This is a genomic window from Stenotrophomonas maltophilia complex sp. Om-AH-Sm3 (assembly GCF_059337855.1).
The window spans coordinates 38,700-61,595 of record NZ_JBYBLQ010000006.1 but is presented as its reverse complement, the minus strand read 5'-3'; the positions used below and the strand labels follow the sequence as shown (position 1 = coordinate 61,595).

The window sequence follows — 22,896 nt, the reverse complement described above, 5'->3', positions numbered from 1 at the left end:
GCAGTCCGGGGTGACCCGAACGGGGTAGGCGGCGTGCGCCGGCGTCGGCTATCACGCCGGCATGCCCTCCGGAGCCCCGCCATGCAGCGCCTGTTCGTGATGTTCCCCGACCGCGGTCCGGGCATCGGCCTGCTGTGGTTGCGGTTGTGCCTGTCCGCTGCGCTGTTCACGCCCGGCATGCAGGCGGGCGGGTGGTCGGCGTTGTGCCTGCTGGCAGTGCTGATGCTCGTGCTGGGTGCGTTGACGCCGCTGGCGGCGCTGATGGCGGCCGTGGGCATGTTCGCGCAGCAGGCGCCGTGGCCGCAGGCGGTGCTGCCATTGGCGCTGTTGATGCTGGGCCCTGGCGCCTATTCATTGGATGCGCGGTTGTTCGGGCGCCGCCTGCTCGGCCGTCGGCCTCCCCCATTCGGGTAGGTGCTGGCCTCGACCGACGGGGGTGGGGCATCACGCAGGGGTCACGCACCATGGGGCACCCCTTCGCGGCGTCCCGCATGGCCACCCTCTTCCCGCCTGACCCGCCCGCCGCTTCACTGGCACCGCAACAGGCCGCCGCGTTGCAGCGCGCCCTGCGCTATGTCGATGAGCATCTGTCGCAGCCGCTGCGGGTGACCGAGCTGGCGGCGGCCGCCTGCGTCAGCCGCTTCCATCTGGTACGCCTGTTCCGCGCCGGTACCGGCGCCAGCCCGCTGCGCTATGTCCGCCGCCGTCGCATCGAGCGCGCGCGCCAGCTGCTGCCGGGCGCGCAGCTGCCGATGGCCTGCCTGGCCCAGCAGCTGGGCTTCTTCGACCAGAGCCATTTCGTCCGCAGCTTCCGCGCGGAGACCGGCTGCAGCCCCGGCCAGTACGTTGCCGGCGATGCCGCCCTGTTGCATCCCCTTGATCGTGTTTCCAACGGAGTCCACCCATGAGCCTTGCCACCGCCACTCCCGCCCCGGCGCTGCTGTCGCCGACCGACCACGCCCTGGTGCTGATCGACTTCCAGTCGCAGATGGCGTTCGCCACCCACACCATCGATATCTCCGCGCTGCGCAACAACGTGTCGCTGATCAGCAAGGGCGCCAAGGGCTTCAATGTACCGGTCGTGCTGACCACAGTCGCCGAAGCATCGTTCTCCGGGCCGATGTTCCCGGAACTGCCGCAGATCTTTCCGGGCCAGACGGTGTTCGATCGCACCTCGATGAACACCTGGGAAGACCAGCCTGTGATCGATGAGATCAACCGCATCGGCAAGCGGCGTCTGGTCATCGCCGGCCTGTGGACCAGCGTCTGCATCGTCGGCCCGGCGCTGTCGGCGCTGGCGCAGGGCTTTGAGGTGTATGTGATCACCGATGCCTGTGGCGATGTCAGCGAGGAAGCGCACGAGCGTGCGATCACCCGCATGGTGCAGGCCGGCGCGGTGCCGATGACCAGCGTGCAGTACCTGCTCGAACTGCAGCGCGACTGGGCACGGGGTGAAACCTACGACCTGACCACCGGCATTGCGCGCGACCACGCCGGCGGCTACGGCATCGGCATCCAGTACGCCAAGCGGATGTTCGGTGCGCAGGAAGGCGGGCACTGAGCATGGTTGCCGGCCATGGCCTCGACCTGGCCCTGCTGATGCTGCGCGTGGCGGCAGGAGGCTTCCTGCTGCCGCACGCGCTGGGCAAGCTGTTCGGCTGGTTCGGGGGGCCGGGGCTTTCCGGCTTCGCCACCGAGCTGCGCGGTTTCGGGCTGCCGGCAGTGGCACCGTTGCCATTGCTGTTGGCCTTGCTGCAGGTGTTGTCCGGGCTGGCCGTGCTGCTGGGGTGGCAGACCCGCATCGCTGCGCTTGCGGCGGCTGCCTTCATCGGCTTCACCGTGCTGTTGGCCCTGCCCAAGGGCTGGTTCTGGATGCGCGGCGGCAGTGAGTACCCGTTGATGTGGACCACGGTGCTGCTGGCCCTCGCGCTGGCCGGCCCCGGCGCCTGGGCGCTGGACGGCCAACGCCTTCCGGGAGAATTCGCATGAGTCACGATCCCCTCGATCACGGCCGCCGCAACGTGGTGCTGGCCAGCGGCGCCGCTGTTGCGCTCGGCCTGGCAGGTCGCGCCGGTGCCGCACTCGATTCCACTTCCAAGGAGCGTCGCATGAGCACGCTGGTCATCCGCAATGCCCGCATTACCACCCTCGACCCGCAGCAGCCGCATGCGCAGGCGCTGGCTGTACAGGAAGGCCGCATCGTCGCCGTCGGCAGCGACGAGGAGATCATGCGCGGCTGGGGCAATGAAGCGACCTTGATCGACGCCCAGGGCCGGCGCCTGCTGCCCGGCCTCAACGACAGCCACACCCACCTGATCCGTGGTGGCCTGAACTACAACCTGGAGCTGCGCTGGGACGGCCTGCGTTCGCTGGGCGACGCCCTGGACATGCTGAAGGCCCAGGTAGACCGTACTCCCGCGCCGCAGTGGGTCCGCGTGGTCGGTGGCTTTACCGCCGCGCAGTTCAACGAGAAGCGCCTGCCGACGCTGCAGGAGCTCAACGACATCGCGCCGGATACGCCGGTGTTCCTGCTGCACCTGTATGACCGCGCACTGCTCAACCGCGCCGCGCTGCGCGCCTGCGGCTACAGCAAGGACACACCGGATCCGCCGGGTGGCCAGATCGTGCGCGATTCGCTGGGCAACCCGACCGGGCTGCTGCTGGCCAAGCCCAATGCGCTGATCCTGTACGCCACGCTGGCCAAGGGCCCGCGCCTGCCGATCGAATACCAGGCCAACTCGACGCGCCACTTCATGCGCGAACTGAACCGGCTTGGCATCACCTCGGTGATCGACGCCGGCGGTGGCTTCCAGAACTACCCCGAGGACTACCAGGTCATCGAGCAGCTGCATCGCGATGACCAGCTGACGGTGCGCATCGCCTACAACCTGTTCACCCAGAACAAGGGCAGGGAAGTGGATGACTTCCGTGGCTGGAGCGAGATCCTGCAGCCGCGCCAGGGCGATGACCTGCTGCGCCACAACGGCGCGGGCGAGATGCTGGTGTTCTCCGCCGCCGACTTCGAACTGTTCAACGAGCCGCGCCCGGAACTGCCGCCGGAGCTGGAGCCCGAACTGCACGACGTGGTGAAGCTGCTGGTCGAGAAGCGCTGGCCGTTCCGCATCCACGCCACCTACGACGAGAGCATCACCCGCATCCTGGATGTATACGAACAGGTCAACCGCGAGGTGCCATTCGATGGCCTGCACTGGTTCATCGACCACGCCGAGACCATCACTCCGCGCAATATCGAGCGCATCCGCGCGCTGGGTGGGGGTATCGCCGTGCAGCACCGCATGGCCTACCAGGGCGAAGCCTTCGTCGAGCGCTACGGCGTGCAGGCGGCACGGCACACGCCGCCGGTCAAGCGCATGTTGGCCGAGGGCGTGCCGGTGGGCGCAGGCACCGACGCCACCCGCGTGGCCAGCTACAACCCGTGGGTGGCGTTGTCCTGGCTGGTGACCGGGCGCACCGTGGGCGGGTTGGCCCTGTATGGCGAGGAAAACCTGCTCGAACGCGAGCAGGCGCTGCGCCTGTGGACCCAGGGCAGCGCCTGGTTCTCCGGCGACGAAGCAGTGAAGGGGACATTGAAGGTTGGTCAGCTGGCCGACTTCATCCTGCTCTCGGCCGATTTCTTCCGCGTCGACGACGCGCAGATCGCCGACATCACCAGCATGCTGACCGTGGTCGGCGGGCGCATCGTGCACGCCGACGGCGATTATGCTGGGCTGGCGCCGCAGCTGCCGCCGGCGATGCCGGACTGGTCGCCGGTCAACCGGTTCGGTGGTTACCACGTTGGTGGTGCCGCCACCGGATTGCCCGCTGCCCATCGCCACCATCACGGTGTGGCCTGCAGTACGCATGGTGCTCACGGTCATGCCGCGCATCACCCGGCGCCGACCGATGACCTGGCCGGGTTCTGGGGCGCGATGGGATGCTCGTGCTTCGCGTTCTGAGCCTGGCGCTGCTGTCCGTGCCCTCGCTGGCGCTGGCCTGCGAGGGCGGCCGCTGCAGCGACGCGGGCAACGGCGAGCTGCAGCTGGACGCATCGCTGCGCCTGCGTGGCCTGTACTACGACCCGACCCGGTTCGGTATCGGCGGCAGCGAAGATGGCTATGGCCTGCTGCGCGCACTGGCTTCGGCCACCTATGTGGAGGACACCTGGCAGGCAAAACTGCAGCTGGGCGTGCATGCCGAGAATGGCAAGGCAGGCGGCCCGGGCCGCACCGACCGTGGTGCCTTGGACGTGCAGCAGGCGTACTGGCGCTGGCAGCGCGGTGGCTTCCATGTGCAGCTCGGCCGGCAGGAAGCCGGCTATGGCAGCTCGCGGCTGTTGTCGGTACGCGATGGGCCGAACATCCGCCTGGCCTTCGATGGTGCGCGCCTGGGCTGGAAGGGGCGGCTCGGCACGCTTGACCTGATGGCCCTGCGGCCGGTCGAGAACCGGCCGGGTGCCTTTGATGATCGCAGCGAACACGGTGCGCACCTGTGGGGTGCCTATGCCACCGCGGCACGCGGGCAGGGCGTGGGACAGTGGGATCTGTACCTGCTGGACTATCGTCGCGACGGTGCGCGCTTTGCGGCGGGCTCGGGAACCGAGCGCCGGCAGACACTCGGTGCGCGCTGGTTCGGCCAGTCAGGTCTGCTGGACTGGAACAGTGAGCTGGTGGCGCAGGGCGGTGAACTGCGTGCCGCCACCGGCCCACTCGACGTCCGTGCCTGGACGCTGGCGACCGACACGGGCTGGCGCTGGAGGGAGCGGCCGCTGCAACCGCGGCTGGGGCTGAAGGCCGACATCGCCAGTGGCGATGGCAACCTGCACGACCGGCGACTGGGCACCTTCAATGCACTGTTCCCGAAATCGGCCTACTTCAGCGAGGCCAGCCTGCTGGCCCCGGCCAATCTGATGGACCTGCAGCCGACCCTGGCCCTGCGCCTGCACGACGCGGTGACGACGGAACTGGGCGTACAGATGGCCTGGAAGCATCGTCGTGCCGATGCGGTCTACACCACGCCGGCGCCGCTGGTGGCGTTGCCGGGCAGCGCCGGTGGCGCGCGCCGCATCGGCACCCAGTACAAATCCGAAACCCGCTGGCAGGCCAGCGAACACTGGCAATGGCAGCTGCAGCTGGCCTGGGTCGACGCCGGTCCTGCACTGAAGCAGGCTGGAGGCCAGGACACGCTGTTCGCCTCGATCGTTGGAGCATGGCAATGGTGAACGCACCCGCGTCGCAACCCCCCGCACAGGCCGCAGGGGCCTGGTCCCCGCTGAAGATCCAGATGTTCCGCTCGATCTGGCTGGCGATCCTGGCCAGCAACATCGGCACCTGGGTCAATGACGTGGCCGCCGCCTGGGTGATGGCCGAGCGCACCGGTTCGCCGCTGATGGTGGCCCTGGTGCAGTCGGCCACCACGGTGCCGATCGTGCTGCTGGCGCTCGCTGCCGGCACCCTGGCCGACATTGTCGATCGTCGGAGGTACCTGTTGGCGACCCAGGGCTGGATGCTGCTGGTGGCCGCAGCGATGGCTGCGTTGACCGCGATGGACCTGCTGACCCCGCAGTTGCTGGTGCTGCTGACCTTCTGCATGGGCTGCGGTGCGGCGATGGCAATGCCCGCGCAGGCCGCCATCGTCTCCGAACTGGTGCCGCAGCCGATGCTGGCCTCGGCGGTGGCGCTGAACTCGATCGGCATCAATATCGCCCGTTCGATCGGCCCGGCCATCGGCGGCGTGATCGTCGCCCAGCTGGGTGCGGTCTGGGCGTTCGGCTTCAATGCCATCACCTTCGCCGCAATGCTGTTCGTGGTGTGGGGCTGGAAGCGCGACCCAAAGCAGTCGAGCTTGCCGCCGGAAGGCTTCGGTGCCGGATTGAAAGCGGGCCTGCGCTACGCCAGCCGTGCCGGACGGCTGCAGGCGGTGCTGATCAAGTCGGTCGGCTTCTTCTTCTTCGCCGCGGCAATGAACGCGCTGTTGCCGGTGGTGGTGCGTGGGCAGATGCAGGGTGGGGCGGGGCAGTACGGCATGCTGCTGGGCTGCATCGGCATCGGTGCAGTGGGCGGTGCCTTGCTGCTGCCGAAGCTGCGCGCACAGCTGGATCGCGACCTGCTGGTACTGCTGGCGACGTTGTCGCTGGCCCTGAGCCTGGTCGGGCTGGCGCTGACCCGCAGCTGGTACGTGCTTCCGGCGGTGATGCTGGTCAATGGTTTTGCGTGGATCACCGTGCTGTCGTCGCTGCAGATCGCTGCGCAGACTGCGGTTCCGGCATGGGTACGTGCGCGTGCGCTGGCGCTGTACATCATGGTGTTCTCTGCCGGCATGGCCGCCGGCGGCCTGAGCTGGGGCGCGCTCGCTCAGCGCACCTCGCCCGAACTGGCGTTGCTGGTGGCAGCGGCCGGTGCGGTGATCGGTGGATTGCTGGTGTGGCGCGTGCGCATCGCCGGCACCGAAGACCTGAACCTGCGCCCGGCCGGGCACTGGCCGGCACCCGAGCTGTCGGTGCCGGTGTCGAACGATCGAGGCCCGGTGCTGGTCACCATCGAGTACCGCATCGATGATGCTGATCGTGCCACGTTCCAGGCGCAGATGCGCGCGCTGGGCACGATCCGCCGCCGCGATGGCGCCGTGGTCTGGGGCGTGGTCGAGGACGTGGCCAGCCCGGGCATCCACCTGGAGTATTTCGTGACCCCGTCGTGGCTGGAGCACCTGCGCCAGCATGAGCGCATCACCGCCGACGACAAGGCGATCCAGGAAGTGCTGCGGGAACTGCATCGCGGTGAGCGCGCACCGGTGGTGCGCCACTTCGTGGGTGGCCATGATCCGCTGCCGAAGACCGGGGTACCACACCATCACAGCGATATCTGACACAAAAAGGGGACGGAGGGGATTAAGTCGTTTATGCACAAACGACTTAATCCCCTCCGTCCCCTTTTTTGCGGCGGCGCTGGGTAGCGCCGCCGCGATACCTCACTTGCGTGCGAACGCCAGCAGGTCGGCGTTGAACTGGTCGGCGTGGGTGATGGTCAGGCCATGCGGCGCACCGGCGTACACCTTCAGTTCGGCATCCTTGATGATCTGCGAGGACAGCTTGGCCGAGGCATCGAACGGCACGATCTGGTCGTCATCGCCGTGCACGACCAGCGCCGGCACGTCGATCTTCTTCAGGTCCTCGGTGTAGTCCACTTCCGAGAATTCGTGCACGCAGTCGTACTGGCCCTTGACGCCACCGAGCATGCCCTGCAGCCAGAACGCATCGCGCATGCCCTGGGTGACGTTGTTGCCATCCCGGTTGGCGCCGAAGAACGGGGTGGTCAGGTCCTTGAAGAACTGCGAACGGTCGCCGCCGGTACCCTTGCGGATGCCGTCGAAGACCTCCAGCGGGGTGCCGGCGGGGTTGCCAGCGGTCTTCAGCATCAGCGGCGGCACGGCGCCGACCAGCACCACCTTGGCCACGCGCGCGCTGCCGTGGCGGCCGATGTAATGGGCCACTTCACCGCCGCCGGTGGAATGGCCGACCAGGATCGCGTCCTTCAGGTCCAGCGCTTCGATCACCGCGGCCAGGTCATCGGCATAGGTGTCCATGTTGTTGCCGTTCCAGGTCTGGCTGGAGCGTCCGTGGCTGCGGCGATCGTGGGCGACCACGCGGAAGCCGTTCTGGCCCATGAACAGCATCTGGGGATCCCAGGCATCGGAAGACAGCGGCCAACCGTGGGCGAACACGATCGGCTGGCCGGTGCCCCAATCCTTGTAGAAGATGCGGGCGCCATCGGCGACGGTGACGAAGTTGCTCATTGCAGGTTCCTTGGCGGAAGGGAGGGAAGGCTTCGGCAGGATGCCGGTGCCTTCGGCAGTACAGCGCAGGCGCAGGCGACCGACTTGCACGGCTGTGCTGGATTGCATCGGATGTGACGCGTATCGCTCTGGCAGGACGGGAGCCGTGTGCCGAGGATGAGCGCAGCCCGCCACAGGAACGCACGGATGCCCGCCATGCGATGGTCGCTGATGCTGTGCCTGCTGCTGCCCATGGCAGCGCCGGCACAGACCCATGTCTACAAGTGCGTTGATGGACCGCACCCGGTCTACCAGCAGACACCCTGCCAGGGGCGTGCCGCATGGCGCTGGGACGTGCCCGCGGAGCAGTCATTGTCCCGCGGCGCTGTGGCGCCAGCGGCCTCGACACCGAAGCCATCGCCGCGGCAACGGCGTGCGGCGCGGGCGCACGGTGCGCTGATCACGATCAGCACGGATGCGGCGGCCTGCGAGCGTGCCCGGCGTGATCGCGAGCAGGCGTTGCTCAAGCGTCGGCGCCTGGATTTCGTGCAGCGCCGGCAGCTGGATGACGCGGTCTACGGCGCCTGCCAGTGACGCGGGGACGCTGAAGTGCCGAAAACGACAACGGCGCCATAGGGCGCCGTCGCGTGGAGTACCGTGAGTGCAGCTCTCAGCGACCGTCGCTGGCGGCCGCCGGTGCGGGCACGCTGTCCGGCTTGGGCAGGCTCAACTCCGGGTTGCCCTGTTCGGCCTGCAGGATCTGGATGCGGCGCTGCAGGGCGTCCAGCTGGCTGTTGGTGCTCTGCACGTCGGTGCTGAGGCTCACGGCCTGCTGCTGGGCCTGCTGCAGGGCGGCGCTGACCTGGGCCGACTGCGCCTGCTGCTGTTCCATTTCCTGCTGCAGGGTACGCAGGCGTTCCTCGTTGTAGGCCACCAGGCGCTCGGTGTAGCGCTTGCCGGCTTCAAGGCGGGTGGTGTCGATGTAGACCTGGGCCAGCTGTTCGGACTGCTGCGCGAAGGTGCGGTAGACGCGCTCGGCGTTGTCCACCGCATCGGTCTTGATCACCCGCCAGAAGTTCTTCTCCTGGAACAGGGCGACGTAGTAGGTCAGGGTGTTGGCATTGAACAGCAGGCTGGCGCCATAGTTGCCGTTGTAAGTGGTGCGCAGCTCGGTCAGCTGGCGCGAGTCCATCAACTGCTTGAGTTCGTCCACGGTATTGCGCACCACAGGCGCGCTGCGCGCCGGTTCGGCTGCCGCCTCGCGGTCGCCACGTGCAGCCATCGCTGCCGGTGCCACCAGCATCATGACCACGGCCAGCACTGCCGCGCTGCGCGCGTGCCGGGCAAAGACCGCGCCCCCTGAAGTTTCTCGCATGTCTAGACCATCCACGGATGAGTGTGGGTTGAGATGAAGGTGGTTCCCCGCCGGGAGTCTAGCATGGGTGTGGGCGCCGCCAAGGGCGCCCGTCACCGGTCAGTAGACCAGTTGTGCGGCGCTGCACTGGATCGACTGCACATTGACGTCGGTCCGGCCCAGTTCAACGCCCAGCACGCTGGCCAGCAGGTTGGTCAGCAGGGTGCCGATACTGTTGAGCACCGGCCGCAGTGCGGCCAGGATCGGCTTCAGCAGGGTGCACAGCAGTCCGCTGCAGCTGACGCTGCCATCGGGGTTGGTGACACCCGTTCCCCCGGCACCATCGAGAAAGCCGGCCGGTGCGGTCTGGATGTAGGACGCCAGATTGTTGCGCACGCAGCCGTTGTAATCGATCAGGTTGCCGAGCAGGCTGTCGCAGCGGTTGATCAGCAGGCCGCCGACCAGCGAGCCGAGCAGACCGTCGAGCACGCCCAGGCCCTGGCCGGTGACCGTAACCTTCAGCGCATCCCAGACCGGCCCGTCCTTGTGGCAGGTGGTCAGGTTGAGCAGCCCGCACGCATATGGCAGCCCACCCGGCACGGTCCAGCTGTTCAGCGGAGCCAGCTGCTTGCCGGGATCGCCGTCGCGCAGCAGTGGAATGAGCTTGTCGATGTCGTAGCGCCCACCCGTGGGAAACGCCGCCTGCAGATAGCGATCGGCCAGCGCCTTGGCGGTGTCGTTGGCGTTCATGCCCTGCTTGGGCGAATTGAGCATGCCCGACAGCACCCGTAGCAGTTCGTTGACCAGGCTCGACACTGCGTCACCAATTGCGAGCGGATTGAACCGGGTCGAGCCGGTCTCGCCGGCGGCCAGGGTCAGGGTCTGCGTGCTGGTCAGTGCGGGCAGGGTAATCCTGTCGTTGATCAATGGTTGGCCCAGCAGCTTCAGCAGCTGTTCGTCCTGCAGCGTGGCATCGCAGACATTGGCCTTGGAGAAGCGCTGTGCGGGGTCGACATTGCCGACGCAGGCGCGCAGCACCGACGAGTCCACCTGGATCGTGGCCTTGGGTGGACTGCCGCCGCACTGGATGCCGGTCAAGGTGCCCATACCGTTGGCCACGTCGACGTGCAACGGCAGGTGCAGGCGCGTGCCAAGCAGGTTCAGCAGCGGCCCCAGCGCGAACAGGTTGTTGCTGTCCACGTCCGCCATCAGCCGCACCTGCGCGTTGTAGGCACGGCTGCCGACGCCGCCGATGGCGATCGATGGCGGCTCGACCACGCCGGCCTGGATCCTGATGCCCAGCAGGTCCAGTCCCTTGACCGCCACGCCGTTGCCATCGTTGGCGATGGAGATCGCGGTGCTGATCAGGTTGAGCACGTTGATCTGTGACTCCAGTGCGCTGCCGACGGTGCCGTCGGGCGAGACAACTTCGGCAAACAGGCCACCGCCGCCGGACTGGCTGCCAAGCACGATGTTGAGCTTGTTGATGTCCAGCTGGGTGGCAACCAGATCGGACAGGGCGCGCAGCTGCACCCCCACTGCGGAGTCACGGCCGACCACGGTGGCGGTGGCATCGACCAGCTGTGCCAGCGAAATCTTGTTGACCGACAGCAGGCGATTGAAGTCGGCCACGCTGAGGTTGGCGCTTACCGGTATGTTGAGCGCTTTCAGCAGGCCCGAAGGGGTGACGTTGGCCTGCGCCAGGCCGTCATAGGACAGCACCGTGGCATTGGTGACGTCCAGGCCAACCAGGCGCAGGGTGGACAGCAGCACTGAATCGCCATTGGTCCTTAGCAGCTGCGAGCCGACTGCAAACACCGCGGTGGGTTCGGCACGGCGCGCCACGGCCTGCACGCTCACGGTGGGCAGGCTGGAAGTCTGCCCGAAGAAGGGCAGCACGCTGCGCTCGGCGATCACCTGAACCGCATTGCGGGGATTGCTGGCATCGACGCTGGTGACGAAGCGGGTGCCGGTGCCACGGCTGGCGCTCCAGTTGCCGCAGCGGATCTGCAGGGTGCCTGCGAACCCGTTCTGGACCACCGCATTCTGCCGGGCAGCGCTGTTGTCGCTGTTGTCCGGGCTGCACAGCTCCAGCCGCTGTGCGCCGGCCAGTGCGGCAAGGTCGGCCACCTTCTGCGCATCACGCTTGGCCCAGAACAGATAGCCGATCTCGATCAGGCCCAGCATGGCCACCAGCGCCAGCATGACCAGCATCATCGTGACCGACGTGCCGCCGCGTGCGCGGCTGAAACTGAACTGTCGTGGGCGTTTCATGGCCGACCTCAGCGTCCGGAGGAGGAGGCGTCCTTGGACCGGGAGACATCGGTCTCAAAGAAGTCCGGGATCTCGTGTTCAAAGCTCTTCAGGTAACGCGCATAGCTCAGCGTGGCCTGGTCACCCAGGATCGGCAGGCGCTGGCCGGCCTGCTGCCCGGAGGCCTGCAGGCGGAACAGATTGCGGGTGGCCTCGCCGCTGGGCAGGCGCGCGCGCGGTGCTGCGGGCGATGCTGGTGCGATGTCGTTTGCGATGGTCGTCGCTTGCGCCGTGGCCCCCCCGGCGGATGCGGAGGGAGCGGCGATGTCCAGGCTGGGAAGCGGCTCGGCCTGCATCGGCGCTGTAGCCGGTGCCGACAGTGAGGGGCCACCGAGCATCTGTCCGGTCAATGGCTGTTGCTGCGCCTGCAAGGCACCGGCAACAAGCAGGCAGCACAGCACGGGCAACAGGCGTCGGATCTGGCGCATCGTGGTCATGGTGTGCTTCCGGTCGGGTGGTCGGTGGCGCTGAAGCGTTCCAGCATCGAGGGTGGCAGGCGCTGCGGATCGCGTTGGTCGCGCGGGTCGCGGTGGGGTTCGCTCGCCAGCCGTGCGCCGCCCGATGCACGAGCGCCACTCTCGACGCTGGCCGTGTGTGCAGGTGTGGCTGCGTTGGCGGCAGCAGCGGCCTGTCGTTGCTGCAGGCGCGTCCGGATCTGCTGGGCCTGCTGCTGGATGCTTCGGCGCGTTTCCTCGTTGAGGCTGGCCTGTGCCGATAGCCGCTCCGCCGTGGCCTGGTCGCCGCGCAGTACCGCCCAGAGTGCAAGGTTGGCCGTTGCCTTGGCGTTGCCCGGTGAAAGTTCCAGGGCCTTGGCCAGTGGCTCGCGGGCCTGATCGAACTGGCCGGCACGCAGCCGTGCATAGCCCAGGTCACCCAGATAGTCGGTGTTCAAGGGCTGCAGCTGCGTGGCGCGCGCCAGCGCCTGTTCGCTGCCGGCGTCGTCGTCGCGGCGTGCAGCGATCAGGCCCAGGCCATGGGCGGCCGCCGCGGCCTGCGGCCCGCTGGACAGCTCTCGATACAGCGCGACCGCCGCGTCGGTCTGCCCGGTCTCACGCAGTGCGTCGGCCTGCAGCAGGCGCAGGGCAGGACGATCACCATAGCGCTGGCGGAAGGCCTCCACGTGGGCCAGCGAGGCATACCAGGCGCCCTGCTGCTGCATGCGTTCGATCAGCTCCAGATAGGCGTTGCGGCTGTCCTGCGGATCGGGTTCCGGCGGCGCAAGGCTGGGCGCCCGCACATATTTCGGTGTGGTCGAGGCGCAGCCACTGGCCAGGGCGGCGAGGGCGACGGCAAGCAGCAGGCAGGAGGTGCGCAGGGCAGGCATCAGGGAGATCCCATCTTGGACAGGGTGGTGGCCAGCGCGACCAGCGCCGGGCCGGCAAGCACCAGCATCAGTGCCGGCAACAGGGTCAGCATCATCACCACGGTCATCTTCACCGAGAGCTTGCCGACCTTTTCCTTCAACGCGTTGCGGCGCTGTTCGCGCAGGCGGATGCTGAACTGGCGCAACGGCTCCTGCACTGCGCCGCCGTGCGCATGCACCTGCAGGATCAACTGCACCAGGCTGGCCAGGTCATCATCGGCGTAGACCTCGCTCAGACGCCGCAACGACTGCGCGCGCGTGCGGCCATGGGTATAGGCCACATTGGCTTCCTGCAGTTCGCCGCCGAGTACCGGCAATGCATCGCGCAGCTTGTCACCCAGGGTCTGCAGGCTCTGGTCCATGCTGAAGCCCACGCCCTGCAGCAGGCGCAGCAGGTCGATCAGCAGGGGCAGCTCGTTCTCGACCGCGCGGCGGCGGCGCTTGACCCACGACGACAGCACGAACTTGGGCAGCAGCAGCCCGGCCGCCAGCGCACCGATCACCACCATCACCTTGGCAAGCCCGTGCGCGCTGCTGAACGCCAGCGCCAGCGCCAGCACCAACAGGGCAAGCAGCAGGCGCAGGCCGAGATAGATCGCGGTGCCACGGCGCGTGTTCCAGCCAGCCAGGTCCAACAGCAGCTTGTCTTCGTTGGCAAGCAGCGCAGCCTCCAGGCGGCCGCCACTGAGCGAGCGACCGAAGCGCTCGATCCAGCCCAGCGAGTCGCGGCGCGTGGCCTCGGTGTCGCGGCCTTCCTCACGCGGCTGCAGGGCGGTTTTCAGTGTGGCTGAGGTGCGGTGCTCGCGATGGCTGCGCACCCAGCCGGCGATACCGAGCAGGGCGACGCCGGCCGCCAGCACCAGCAGCGAAAGGGCGAACCAGGCGCTGGCGCTCATCGGGCACCTCCGGGGCGGCTGTGGGCGGTCATAGTGATTTGGCCAGGCGGTACAGCAGGAACGCCCCTAGCAGTTCCAGGCCCAGCGCGATCAACAGGATCCTGTGACCGAGCGGGTCGTGCAGCACCGGCTGGAAAAACGCCGGGCTGGAGATTGCCATCAGCACCGCACTGGCGGGCGGCAGCAGCCCCAGTACCCAGGCCGACATCCGTGTTTCCGAGGTGGTGGCCGCCAGTTCCTGCTGGGCCTGTTCCAGGTCGCGCATGAAATCGCCCATGCGTTGCAGGATCTGGTCGGCGCGGCCACCGATGCGCACGCTCACTCCGATCACCACTGCCAGCACCTTCAGTACGTCCATCCGGTACGGCTGCGCGGCCAGGCTCAATGCACGATCCAGGTCCATGCCGCTGCGCGCATAGCGCACCGTGGTGTCGAGCAGGCCGCGCAGTGGCGCGCTGGTCTGCATCGAAGACACCTGGAACGCGGCCTGCAGGCTGTTGCCCAGCGCGGTGAGGCGGACCAGGTTGTCGAGAAAGTCCGGCATCTGGTGCAGCAGCTGCGCGCGCAGCTTCGTGATCCGGCGCATCACCCACAGCCAGCAGCCCAGCAGGTACAGCAGCAGGGTCAGCGGAAACATCCAGGCCGTGCCCAGCCGCATCGCCGCCACGACCGCAAGCATCAGTCCCGGCACCAGCAGCATCAGTGGCAGCTTCCAGCCCGGCGGAAGGCCGGCGCGCTGCAGGACACCGTTCCACGGCAGTACACGGGTTCCGGTGCTGGCCGGGCGGGTCGAATCGTTGGCCGCCGCAACGGCAGGCCCGGCCGGTACCGCGCTGGCCGCGCTGCCGCGCGCCAGCTGTTGCTCGGCATGCTGCAGCGAGGCCTGGCGCTGCTCACGGCTGGCGGCGGTGCCCCATAGCCAGACGGCCAGCGCCAGCAGCACCGAGATGATGCTCAACACGCCCAGCAGCAGGCCGGTGCCCATGCTCAGAAGTCCCCGTAGAGCGATTCACGCAGTTGCTGGCGGAACGGCTCCAGCTTGTGCGAGTGCGGATGGAAGCCCAGGCCGATCCAGCGGTCGGTCTCGCGGCCGGTGGCGTCGATCTGCACCTCGTGGCGGAACATTTCCTGGGTGGTGATCAGGTTGTCGCTGACCCCGGTGATCTCGGTGATCGAGACCAGCACCCGGCGCCCGCTGCCCAGCCGCGAGATCTGCACGATGAAGTCGATGGCGCTGGCGATCTGCCGGCGCAGGCTGTCCTCGCTGCCCTGGAAGCCGGCAAAGCCTGCCAGCATCTCGATGCGGTACAGGCAGTCGCGTGGCGTGTTGGCGTGGATGGTGGCCATCGATCCGTCATGGCCGGTATTCATCGCCTGCAGCATTTCCAGCACTTCAGCGCCGCGCACTTCGCCGACCACGATGCGGTCCGGGCGCATGCGCAGACTGTTGCGCACCAGGTCGCGGATGCTGACCGCGCCCTGGCCCTCGGCGCCACCGATGCGGCTTTCCAGGCGCACCACGTGCGGATGGTTCAGCGAAAGCTCGGCGGTGTCCTCCACGGTGATGACGCGCTCGCTGGGTGGCACGTAGCTGGCCAGTGCATTCAGCAGCGAGGTCTTGCCGGAACTGGTGCCGCCGGAGACCAGGATGTTGCAGCGGCCCAGCACCATCGCCTTCAGCAGGGCCTGCATCGGTGCGTCGAAGGTGCCCTTGGCAAGCAGCTCGTCGGGGGTGAACGGGTCCTTGCGGAACTTGCGGATGGACACCATCGGCCCGTCCACCGCCAGTGGCGAGATGATCGCGTTGAGGCGGCCGCCGTTGGGCAGGCGCGCATCGACCATCGGATTGGAATCATCCAGCCGGCGGCCAAGCGGCGCGAGGATGCGGCGCAGGATGCGCAGCAGGTGGGTGTCATCGGTGAAGCGCTGGGTGGCACGCCGGAGCTGGCCACCCTGCGAAACGTGCACGTCCTTGAAACCGTTGATCAGGATGTCTTCGATGGAGGGGTCGTGGAGCAGGTCGTCCAGCGGGCCGAAACCGGTCAGCTCCTTGACCAGGCCCTCGGCAACCACCTGCATCTCTTCTTCGTTGATCGGGATGCGCCATTCCTGGATGAAGCCCACGGTCTGTACCTGCACCCAGCGGGCGATGGTATCCGGGGCCCAGGAATCGATGTCGATGCGCTCGTCCTCGATGCTGTTGAGCAGGTGCTCATGCGCGGCCGACAGCACCTTCTGGTACTGCTCGGTCTGTGCGAACGGCAGGTGGCCCGGGCTTTCGTGCAGCAGCGGGCGGGCAACGGCATGCGGGAACGGGGTTACCTTGTCTTCCATTGCGATCCACCCAGGGCAAGGGAGAGTCTTTCCCGCAGGCCATGCGGCTGGACCGGGCAGGCAGCCGGGTCCAGCCGTGACACGAGCGGGGCGAGGGCACGCAGGTAGGCATCGCGCGGCGCATCCTGCAGCAGCAGGCGGCCCTGGCTGGCGGCAAGGCGCACACGCGGTCGTTCAGGCAATGTCGCCAGCAACGGCAGTTCGAAGCGGCGTGCGATCTGTTCCGGGCTCATGCCGCTGCTGTCGTCGTGGCGGTTGATCACCAGTTGCAGGCGTTTCTCGCGCTCGCGCTGGCCTGCAAGATGCTTCAGTGCCTGGTCCAGCGAGACCAGCGTGGCGATCGACGCATCGGTGACCAGCCAGATCTCGTCTGCCTGGTCCAGCAACAGCGGCGGCAGCTGCCGCAGCGGGCAGCCGCCGGCATCACACAGCACGCTGGCGAACACCCCGCGCAGGCGCTGCAGCAGCGCGCCAGGGTCGGACGGGGGCACGGCATCACTGCCGCCGGCACGGTCCAGCAGCACCAGCCCGGAGTCATGGCGCGCCATCGCGGTGCGTGCAAGGGTGGCGTCGATGCGGCTGGCGTTGCGCAGCGCATCCTCGTAGTGGAAGCGGCTGTCGAGATTGAGGTACAGCGCAAGGTCACCGGTGGGCTGCGCCAGTTCCATCAGCAGGCCGTCCTGCTGCACTGCATCGCCCTGGGCGAGGGCCCGCGTCTGTTGCGCCAGCACCGAAAGATGTGCGGCCAGGGTACTGGTGCCGACGCCTGCGCGCACGCCCAGCAGCACGATCAGGCGCGCCTTGTGCGCATGCTGCGCCACCGCGGCCGGGCGCGGTGACAGTGCGCGCCGCAGGGCCGCCTCGATGCCGGCGTTGTCACTGTCCAGGTCCAGCACATCGCGCAGGCCGGCGCGCAGCGCGATCACCACGCCTTCGACCTGGCCGGCGCTGGTGGCGCCGACCGCGACCAGCGCCAGGTCCGGTTGGGTCTGCTGCAGCTGCTGTGCCAGTACGCTCGAGGCAGCCGCGTGCTCGGGCCGGAAGTCAAGCAGCACCAGGCCCTGCGGGCCGCGTTGCAGGTCCTGCGCGGACGTCGGCGCACTGCTGTCCTGCCAGTGCAGGGTGGTGGTCGGCGGCAGCTTGGCGGCCAGCCGGGGCAGCAGTTCGCGGTCGATGCCGTACAGGACCAGGTTCATCGGCGGTCCTTGCGGATGCAGCGGCTGGGCGGTGGCGTAGGGCATGGGCGTGGTTCTACAGGCATCATGGAAGTCAGCGCGAGAAGCCGGGCACCGGGTCCTGGCTGACCGGCCCCAGCAACCACGATCCCCATTCGGGAAGATGCGGCTTGGCTTCGCGCTCGCCAGGCAGCGGCAGTTCGGTATTGCGTGCCAGCGGCTGCACCAGACGCGGGGTGACGATGATCACCAGCTCCTTGTCCTGGCGCTTGTAGTCGAAGTTGCGGAAGAACGAACCAATGATCGGCAGGTCGCCCAGCAGTGGAATCTTGTTGACGTTGGAGACGATGTTGGAGCTGACCAGGCCACCGATGACGAAGCTCTCGCCATCGCCCAGCTCGACCGTGGTATCGGCGCGACGGGTGGTGATCGAGGGAATCTGCACGTTGTTGAGCACGATCGCGTTGCTGTAGTCCAGGTCGCTCGCCTCCGGCGCCACCTTCAGCGCGATCCGGTTCGGCGCCAGTACCGTTGGGGTCACGGTCAGGCCGATGCCGAAGGGCTTGTAGGTGATGGTGGTGGTGCCAAGCCCCTGCGGCTCCAGGATCGGCAGCTCGCCACCGGCCAGGAAGCTGGCGCTCTGGCCGGACAGTGCCACCAGCGTCGGCTCGGCCAGCACGCGCGCCATGCCATTGCTCTGCAGCAGTTCGACATCGGCATTCCACAGCCCCTTGGTCGAGCCGAACACCAGCCGGAACGCCGAGGAAATCGGCGACACGGCCTCGTTGCTGCTGTTGCCTTCCTTCATGCCGGGCAGCAGGCCGGTATTGCCGGGCAGGCCAGTGCCGGGCCGCGCGAAGCCATAGGCGAAGCCGCCGTTGCGGTTCTGGAAGTTGATGCCGATCTGCTTCATCGCGGTCTTGTTGAACTCGACCACCTTGACCTCGACCTGGACCACGCCCCCACTGTTGATGGTGGACGCATCGGCAAGCATGCCGTCCTTGCCCAGCGCCATCGCCGCAGTGCGCTGTTCCTGCATGTGCGTGAGCATGCTGTCGGTGCTTCCCTGCAGGAGGCCCTGCTGGTCCTGCTGGGTGAACACCAGCCCGGTACCGCCGGTGCTGGCAGCGCCCTGTACGGCGCTCTGCACCCGTACCGTCAACCGCTGTGGCTCGGCCTGTCTGCGGTGCCACAGCAGCAGGGTGGTGGTACCGGGCATCTTGCCGACCAGCAGCGCCTGGCGCTGCCCGCGCAGCATCACGATGTCGGCCACACCCGGGTCGGCAATGGCCACCCGCTCCAGGTCGGCCGGCAGGTTCCAGGGACGCTGCTCGCGCGCCTGCAGCACCAGGTCATCGGCGGCCACGCTCGTTGCCGGCGCCAGCAGCACCAGCAGCAGGGCCAGCCAGCGCTGGCGGAGGGAGAGGCGTGGACGGCGGCGACGTTCGGTCATGGATGCACTCGATGCAGGTCAAAGGGAGGCACGGGATGCGGAACTGTCGCCGCGGATGATCTCGATCCCCGACGCGCGCGGTGCACTGCGACGTGGCGCCGGCGCGCGCGACGGTGAATCCGGGGTGCCGCGTTGCGGTGCACTGCCACGTCCGGCCAGCGCGTCGCTGTCGATACCGGCAAAAGCGTGGTTCTCCGGCCGCTGCAGGGCGAGCTGCTGTTCGGCGTCGAGCCCACGCAGCGGGTCGATCACTCCGCGCGATTGCGGGAACAACGCCAGGTCGGGCAGGCCGGTATCGGCGGGATTGCGCAGGGCCAGGAAAAGCTTGCCCTGCTGCGCACCCAGCAGCAGCCGGTTGGCGTCGGCCACCGGTACCGCAAGCACCGCGCTGCGTGCGGGTTGCGGCGCTTCATTGCTGCTGCTGTGCGTGCTGCCACTTCCGGTGATGTCGGCAGCGCGCGGGTCGTTGCGGGAGTCGGCCTCGCTGTCGGAAGTAGTCTCTGTGGCCACCGGCACGATGTCCTGCTGGCCGTAGCTCAGGACGCGCAGGCGCGACAGCAGCAGGCGCGTCTGCGCGGCTTCGCCAGGGCTGTTGATGTTGGGCTGGGCGTTGCGGAGGTTGAGGAAGACGTCGACGAAATCACCGGGAAGGATGCGGTTGCCGGCACCGACCAGTTCGTCCACGGGCACGGCCAGTGCACGCTCGCCCGGCCGCAGCTGCAGCGAGAAGCCCTGAGCCAACGCGCTGCCGTTGATCACACTGCCTTCGGCAATGTCCTGCACCGGCACCTTGCCGGTCACGGCGGCAATGCTGGTAGCGGCGCCGGGGACGGGTGAGGTGCGCTGGGCCAGGCGCAGGCCGTTGGCGCTGATCGGCTCGCCCGCAGGCAGGCGTGCCACGGCTTCGACCACGGTGATCGCCTGCGTCTCGTTGTGAGCGACTGGTGCGACCGTTGCAGGTGCGGCGGGTTTGCGCCCGATCATGAAGGCGATCAGCGCCAGCAGCACGGCCAGGCCGATCAGGGCGACGGCAGCGATGCGGGTCAACTTGAGCATGGAACCGTCTCCAAAGTACCGATCATCAATTGCCGCTGCCGAGATCGAGCTGCGCGACCGCGACGCTGCGGATGGGGGCCTGCATCACCCACTTGTAGAGCGTGGCGGTGCCGGGCAGGAAGGGATGGTTGGCGTAGTCGTAGCTGACCGTCACGGTCATGCACTGGGCCGTGGCCAGACCGGCGCAGGGCGCCTGTGCCGACACCACGATGGCGTTGCTGCCCCCCGCGCTGCAGTCCACGTTCTGCCTGGAAAACTGCAGCAACCATTGCATCGAGGTGCGTGCGGCGACGCAGGCGGCTGTGCGTCGTTCGCTGGCGGTGCCGTAGCGCAGCGAGGCGCGCGCGCCTTCGGCCGAGGCGGTGGCCAGGGTCTGTTGCGCCGCCATGATCATCACCCCGGAGAAGGTGAACAGCAGCAGCGGCAACAGGCCGAGCATCAGCATCAGGGCGAACTCGATGCTGGCGACACCGCGTTGCAGGCGTGGGCTGCGGATGTTCATGGTGCACCTCCGTAGATGCTGGCCAGCACCCAGCCGATGGCGGCCAGTGCCAGGTAGGCTGCATAGGGAATGCCACGTCGTCCCTGGCGGGCGGCTTGCATGTCACGCAGCACCGGATGCGCTTGCCACTGCGTGCTGGTGCGATTGACCTGCATCTGCAGGTGACCGGGCAGCAGCACGCCCAGGCGGCGACCGGCCAGCACCAGCACGGCATGCAACCCAGCCGCGAGGCTCGCTACCAGCCAGACCGGCAGCAGCGCCTGCCAGCCCAGCATCAGGCCCACCACGGCGAAGAACTTCACGTCCCCGGCGCCCATCCAGCGCAGGGCATGGAACGGCAGCAGCGCCAACAGGCCGATCGCCGCGCCGGCCAGGTGGGGCAGCCACGGCTGGCGCGGCGCACTGAACTGGCCGACCACGATCACCGCAGTGGCGATCACGCATGCGGCGACCAGCCAGGTGTTGGGCACCCGACGGGCATACAGATCACTGATCGCGATCCGCAGGCAGACGCCGATGGCCAACAATCCCAGCACTGTCATCGCACACTCCATCGTCCGTCACTGGACGGTCTTCGCCTGGTTCCATGCGCCCCGCCGTCGCGGCCCTGCCGGCCGCGCGCGGTCGCCGCTCAGGTCGTCGAGCCCGACGCCTTGGTGGCCAGTGCGGAGAGGTTCTTGAACAGCGTTTCGAAGAACCCCTTGATCTGGTCGTTGCCGACCGCAATCAGGACGCCAGCGATGACGGCAGCCAGCAGCCCGTACTCGAGCGCGGTGACGCCGTCTTCTTCCTTCAGGAATTTGCGGATCGATGCGTTCATGACCAATGTCTCCCTCTACCTGTCTGCGGATGCAGTACACCTGCGTTGGGCGGTGGCCCGGCTCCGCCGGGATCGTCCGTGGGCCTCCGCGCGTCCTGGCGGAGGAGGCACGGCGGGACTGGCCCGCTGTGCTCAAGCAGGGTGATCGTTTCCAGGCGGGACATCGGCCGCACGGTCGCGACCGGACGGCCCGGGGCCGGTGGTCGAGGCATCCAGTGATGCGTGCGTGGTCATGCTGTCCCCCTGGGTGCGGCCAGATCAGGTGGCCGGATCACCGTAATGTCGACTTTGCCTGAATGGCGGTTGGCTGCAACCGGAACCTATATGCAAATTCGGCAGAAACCCCGGAAGCCTGAAAATTTCAGATGGTTTCTGTGACGAAAATCCGTTCGCACGCAAAACGATTCATTGTCGTGCAGATAATGTGATTCGCTTTGTGGTCCATGCGAAAACCGTGCCAGCCGCTCCGACATTTTCTTCACTTGTGTATCCATTTTCATCATGTCGGGCCGCGGGTTTACCTTTGCCGATTATTGGGCATACTCGCATTCAAGCTCTTGCATTGATTTGTATGATCGCATCGACGCCGGCGCCGCCGGCGTGGCAACGGAAATGGATTCTGGATCGTTGCGCGCCCTGTCAGGCAGTGGGGGCCGCAGCGGATGGTGGATCAACGGGGGGACAACACTGTCATGGTCGATGGTGGGGTAGAGGACAGCGACGACAGCGGCCTTCGGTCCATAGACCTGGCCACGCTGAGCGGCGTGCTTCGCGTCTGTGATGTCGAACTGCTGCTGCTGGATGGCAACGGGCCACGGGCGGCGTTCGCTTCGCGCGTGCACGAGGAAGCCCTGTTCTGCAGCATCAGCTGCGGCTTCCATTGCCGTGGCCGTTTCATGCTGCCGCCGGACTGGGCGATGCTGGGGTACCTGCACGCCACCGATGAAACGATGAGCTGGTGCCACGGCGTGCCGCTCGCGCCGGGCATGGCGCTGACGATCATGCCGGAGGGCATCAGTGAGTTCACCCTGAGCCCGGGCACGCACATGACCCTGATGCTGGTGCCGGTGGCCCGCGTCCAGCGCAAGCTGACCGAACTGAGCCTGCGCAGCACGCCACCTGCTGGCCAGGCACTTTCGCTGTTCAACCTGGCCAGCGACGCCACGCCGCTGGCGCGCCATTACCAGCAGCTGCACCTGCAGCTGGGACAGGGGGCAGGGCTGCAGCCGGATGAAACCGAGAACCTGCTGCATGAGCATGTGCAGGCCCTGCTGGGCGCCGGTGCGGCGGATCGCCCGGGCTGTACCCGTGCGCGGCGCACGCATTATCTGATCGCGCAGCGTGCAGAGAACTTCATGCGGCTCAACCTGCGTCGCAACATCTACATGAACGAGATCTGCGATGCCGCCGGCGTCAGCGAGCGCGGCCTGCGCTATGCGTTCGAGGACCTGTTTGGAACCTCGCCGAACCGCTACCTCTCCATGCTGCGCCTGTGCGCGGCCTGCCGCAGCCTGTCGATGGCAGACTCCAGCCGTCGCTCGGTGAAGGCGATCGCCCTGAGCTGCGGGCTGTGGGACCTGTCGCGCTTCGCTGACAACTACCGCAAGGTATTCGGCGAACTGCCGCGCGACACCCTGATGCGCGCACCCGCGCAGATCGGCCAACCGGCCTGATCCAAGCCCGGCAAGGGTTTTCGCGGCGTTTATGCCGGAATTGCGTATCCGCTTGCCGATCGTGTTGCCGCTTATGCATAGCCGGCTGCCGATTCCGGCCGTGGATTTGCCGGAATGCGCGATTGCCGTGCCGGATTGAAGTGCACCGCCCTCGTTGCAACCGCTGAAATGTCAGTCACCTGCCTAGCGG

General features: G+C 67.6%; 23 protein-coding genes. 9 read left to right on the top strand and 14 right to left on the bottom strand.

Annotated features, from left to right (window positions below):
- Positions 1-81 precede the first annotated feature (81 nt).
- The 7 genes from AC10QF_RS09235 to AC10QF_RS09205 all read left to right on the top strand — a co-directional run bounded on the left by AC10QF_RS09235 (position 82) and on the right by AC10QF_RS09205 (position 6,861).
- Positions 82-414, top strand: a complete 333-nt coding sequence (locus AC10QF_RS09235) for a hypothetical protein (protein WP_005417009.1) — start codon at positions 82-84, stop codon at positions 412-414.
- 50 nt (positions 415-464) lie between these two features.
- On the top strand, positions 465-908 hold the full coding sequence (locus tag AC10QF_RS09230; protein WP_050562701.1) for a helix-turn-helix transcriptional regulator: 444 nt from the start codon (positions 465-467) through the stop codon (positions 906-908).
- Positions 905-1,561: a hydrolase gene (locus AC10QF_RS09225; protein WP_069138298.1), complete on the top strand. Its 657-nt coding sequence runs from the start codon at positions 905-907 to the stop codon at positions 1,559-1,561. The genes AC10QF_RS09230 and AC10QF_RS09225 overlap by 4 nt, the downstream gene beginning before the upstream one ends.
- Before the next feature lie 2 nt (positions 1,562-1,563).
- On the top strand, positions 1,564-1,989 hold the full coding sequence (locus tag AC10QF_RS09220; protein ID WP_065185735.1) for a DoxX family protein: 426 nt from the start codon (positions 1,564-1,566) through the stop codon (positions 1,987-1,989).
- A 119-nt stretch (positions 1,990-2,108) separates the two neighbouring features.
- Positions 2,109-3,956, top strand: coding sequence for an amidohydrolase (locus AC10QF_RS09215; protein WP_222523806.1), 1,848 nt, complete (start codon positions 2,109-2,111; stop codon positions 3,954-3,956).
- Entirely contained in the window at positions 3,935-5,218 is a 1,284-nt protein-coding gene (locus AC10QF_RS09210; protein WP_069138303.1) for an alginate export family protein, read from the top strand. The genes AC10QF_RS09215 and AC10QF_RS09210 overlap by 22 nt, the downstream gene beginning before the upstream one ends.
- Entirely contained in the window at positions 5,212-6,861 is a 1,650-nt protein-coding gene (locus AC10QF_RS09205; protein ID WP_494542078.1) for an MFS transporter, read from the top strand. Before AC10QF_RS09210 ends, AC10QF_RS09205 begins: the two co-directional genes overlap by 7 nt.
- 102 nt (positions 6,862-6,963) lie before the next feature.
- Here AC10QF_RS09205 and AC10QF_RS09200 read toward each other — a convergent pair whose 3' ends face one another.
- Positions 6,964-7,788, bottom strand: coding sequence for an alpha/beta fold hydrolase (locus AC10QF_RS09200; RefSeq protein ID WP_065196126.1), 825 nt, complete (start codon positions 7,786-7,788; stop codon positions 6,964-6,966).
- A 186-nt stretch (positions 7,789-7,974) separates the two neighbouring features.
- On the opposite strand from AC10QF_RS09200, the gene AC10QF_RS09195 reads away from it, so the two are divergent.
- Positions 7,975-8,361, top strand: a complete 387-nt coding sequence (locus AC10QF_RS09195) for a hypothetical protein (RefSeq protein ID WP_095377127.1) — start codon at positions 7,975-7,977, stop codon at positions 8,359-8,361.
- Between the two features lie 76 nt (positions 8,362-8,437).
- Here the strand turns inward: AC10QF_RS09195 and AC10QF_RS09190 are convergent, their stop codons facing one another.
- The 13 genes from AC10QF_RS09190 to AC10QF_RS09130 all read right to left on the bottom strand — a co-directional run bounded on the left by AC10QF_RS09190 (position 8,438) and on the right by AC10QF_RS09130 (position 21,033).
- Positions 8,438-9,142, bottom strand: coding sequence for a DUF2968 domain-containing protein (locus AC10QF_RS09190; RefSeq protein ID WP_032954256.1), 705 nt, complete (start codon positions 9,140-9,142; stop codon positions 8,438-8,440).
- A gap of 99 nt (positions 9,143-9,241) precedes the next feature.
- Positions 9,242-11,395, bottom strand: coding sequence for a TadG family pilus assembly protein (locus AC10QF_RS09185; RefSeq protein WP_494542077.1), 2,154 nt, complete (start codon positions 11,393-11,395; stop codon positions 9,242-9,244).
- An 8-nt stretch (positions 11,396-11,403) separates the two neighbouring features.
- On the bottom strand, positions 11,404-11,871 hold the full coding sequence (locus AC10QF_RS09180) for a DUF3613 domain-containing protein (RefSeq protein ID WP_494542076.1): 468 nt from the start codon (positions 11,869-11,871) through the stop codon (positions 11,404-11,406).
- Positions 11,868-12,758: a tetratricopeptide repeat protein gene (locus AC10QF_RS09175; protein WP_494542075.1), complete on the bottom strand. Its 891-nt coding sequence runs from the start codon at positions 12,756-12,758 to the stop codon at positions 11,868-11,870. The genes AC10QF_RS09180 and AC10QF_RS09175 overlap by 4 nt, the downstream gene beginning before the upstream one ends.
- Positions 12,758-13,693 carry a type II secretion system F family protein gene (locus tag AC10QF_RS09170; RefSeq protein WP_494542074.1) on the bottom strand — a complete coding sequence of 312 codons (936 nt, stop codon included), beginning with the start codon at positions 13,691-13,693 and terminating at the stop codon, positions 12,758-12,760. The genes AC10QF_RS09175 and AC10QF_RS09170 overlap by 1 nt, the downstream gene beginning before the upstream one ends.
- A gap of 28 nt (positions 13,694-13,721) precedes the next feature.
- Entirely contained in the window at positions 13,722-14,678 is a 957-nt protein-coding gene (locus AC10QF_RS09165) for a type II secretion system F family protein (protein WP_164263097.1), read from the bottom strand.
- Positions 14,679-14,680: 2 nt separating this feature from the next.
- A complete protein-coding gene (locus AC10QF_RS09160; RefSeq protein WP_053500164.1) occupies positions 14,681-16,027 on the bottom strand; it encodes a TadA family conjugal transfer-associated ATPase in 1,347 nt (448 codons plus the stop codon).
- Positions 16,012-17,268 (bottom strand): CpaE/TadZ family protein, encoded by a 1,257-nt coding sequence (locus tag AC10QF_RS09155; RefSeq protein ID WP_111177362.1) that lies wholly within the window; start codon positions 17,266-17,268, stop codon positions 16,012-16,014. The genes AC10QF_RS09160 and AC10QF_RS09155 overlap by 16 nt, the downstream gene beginning before the upstream one ends.
- 28 nt (positions 17,269-17,296) lie before the next feature.
- Positions 17,297-18,655 carry a type II and III secretion system protein family protein gene (locus AC10QF_RS09150; RefSeq protein WP_065178477.1) on the bottom strand — a complete coding sequence of 453 codons (1,359 nt, stop codon included), beginning with the start codon at positions 18,653-18,655 and terminating at the stop codon, positions 17,297-17,299.
- A gap of 18 nt (positions 18,656-18,673) precedes the next feature.
- The gene (cpaB, locus tag AC10QF_RS09145; RefSeq protein ID WP_111177364.1) at positions 18,674-19,711 is read right to left on the bottom strand and encodes a Flp pilus assembly protein CpaB; all 1,038 of its coding nucleotides are present in this window, start codon (positions 19,709-19,711) and stop codon (positions 18,674-18,676) included.
- 25 nt (positions 19,712-19,736) lie between these two features.
- Entirely contained in the window at positions 19,737-20,213 is a 477-nt protein-coding gene (locus AC10QF_RS09140) for a TadE/TadG family type IV pilus assembly protein (RefSeq protein WP_005416981.1), read from the bottom strand.
- Entirely contained in the window at positions 20,210-20,755 is a 546-nt protein-coding gene (locus tag AC10QF_RS09135; protein ID WP_065185730.1) for an A24 family peptidase, read from the bottom strand. Before AC10QF_RS09135 ends, AC10QF_RS09140 begins: the two co-directional genes overlap by 4 nt.
- A gap of 89 nt (positions 20,756-20,844) precedes the next feature.
- Complete coding sequence (locus AC10QF_RS09130) at positions 20,845-21,033, bottom strand: Flp family type IVb pilin (protein WP_005416979.1); 189 nt, start codon at positions 21,031-21,033, stop codon at positions 20,845-20,847.
- 692 nt (positions 21,034-21,725) lie between these two features.
- Between AC10QF_RS09130 and AC10QF_RS09125 the strand changes: the two genes are divergently transcribed.
- Entirely contained in the window at positions 21,726-22,706 is a 981-nt protein-coding gene (locus AC10QF_RS09125; protein ID WP_069138320.1) for an AraC family transcriptional regulator, read from the top strand.
- Positions 22,707-22,896 lie beyond the last annotated feature (190 nt).

Bases quoted from the DNA above. Each gene is read 5' to 3' on its own strand.
- AC10QF_RS09235 (WP_005417009.1), top strand. From the start codon at position 82: ATGCAGCGCCTGTTCGTGATGTTCCCCGACCGCGGTCCGGGCATCGGC.
- AC10QF_RS09230 (WP_050562701.1), top strand. From the start codon at position 465: ATGGGGCACCCCTTCGCGGCGTCCCGCATGGCCACCCTCTTCCCGCCT.
- AC10QF_RS09225 (WP_069138298.1), top strand. From the start codon at position 905: ATGAGCCTTGCCACCGCCACTCCCGCCCCGGCGCTGCTGTCGCCGACC.
- AC10QF_RS09220 (WP_065185735.1), top strand. From the start codon at position 1,564: ATGGTTGCCGGCCATGGCCTCGACCTGGCCCTGCTGATGCTGCGCGTG.
- AC10QF_RS09215 (WP_222523806.1), top strand. From the start codon at position 2,109: ATGAGCACGCTGGTCATCCGCAATGCCCGCATTACCACCCTCGACCCG.
- AC10QF_RS09210 (WP_069138303.1), top strand. From the start codon at position 3,935: ATGCTCGTGCTTCGCGTTCTGAGCCTGGCGCTGCTGTCCGTGCCCTCG.
- AC10QF_RS09205 (WP_494542078.1), top strand. From the start codon at position 5,212: ATGGTGAACGCACCCGCGTCGCAACCCCCCGCACAGGCCGCAGGGGCC.
- AC10QF_RS09200 (WP_065196126.1), bottom strand. From the start codon at position 7,788: ATGAGCAACTTCGTCACCGTCGCCGATGGCGCCCGCATCTTCTACAAG.
- AC10QF_RS09195 (WP_095377127.1), top strand. From the start codon at position 7,975: ATGCCCGCCATGCGATGGTCGCTGATGCTGTGCCTGCTGCTGCCCATG.
- AC10QF_RS09190 (WP_032954256.1), bottom strand. From the start codon at position 9,142: ATGCGAGAAACTTCAGGGGGCGCGGTCTTTGCCCGGCACGCGCGCAGC.
- AC10QF_RS09185 (WP_494542077.1), bottom strand. From the start codon at position 11,395: ATGAAACGCCCACGACAGTTCAGTTTCAGCCGCGCACGCGGCGGCACG.
- AC10QF_RS09180 (WP_494542076.1), bottom strand. From the start codon at position 11,871: ATGACCACGATGCGCCAGATCCGACGCCTGTTGCCCGTGCTGTGCTGC.
- AC10QF_RS09175 (WP_494542075.1), bottom strand. From the start codon at position 12,758: ATGCCTGCCCTGCGCACCTCCTGCCTGCTGCTTGCCGTCGCCCTCGCC.
- AC10QF_RS09170 (WP_494542074.1), bottom strand. From the start codon at position 13,693: ATGAGCGCCAGCGCCTGGTTCGCCCTTTCGCTGCTGGTGCTGGCGGCC.
- AC10QF_RS09165 (WP_164263097.1), bottom strand. From the start codon at position 14,678: ATGGGCACCGGCCTGCTGCTGGGCGTGTTGAGCATCATCTCGGTGCTG.
- AC10QF_RS09160 (WP_053500164.1), bottom strand. From the start codon at position 16,027: ATGGAAGACAAGGTAACCCCGTTCCCGCATGCCGTTGCCCGCCCGCTG.
- AC10QF_RS09155 (WP_111177362.1), bottom strand. From the start codon at position 17,268: ATGCCCTACGCCACCGCCCAGCCGCTGCATCCGCAAGGACCGCCGATG.
- AC10QF_RS09150 (WP_065178477.1), bottom strand. From the start codon at position 18,655: ATGACCGAACGTCGCCGCCGTCCACGCCTCTCCCTCCGCCAGCGCTGG.
- cpaB (WP_111177364.1), bottom strand. From the start codon at position 19,711: ATGCTCAAGTTGACCCGCATCGCTGCCGTCGCCCTGATCGGCCTGGCC.
- AC10QF_RS09140 (WP_005416981.1), bottom strand. From the start codon at position 20,213: ATGAACATCCGCAGCCCACGCCTGCAACGCGGTGTCGCCAGCATCGAG.
- AC10QF_RS09135 (WP_065185730.1), bottom strand. From the start codon at position 20,755: ATGACAGTGCTGGGATTGTTGGCCATCGGCGTCTGCCTGCGGATCGCG.
- AC10QF_RS09130 (WP_005416979.1), bottom strand. From the start codon at position 21,033: ATGAACGCATCGATCCGCAAATTCCTGAAGGAAGAAGACGGCGTCACC.
- AC10QF_RS09125 (WP_069138320.1), top strand. From the start codon at position 21,726: ATGGTCGATGGTGGGGTAGAGGACAGCGACGACAGCGGCCTTCGGTCC.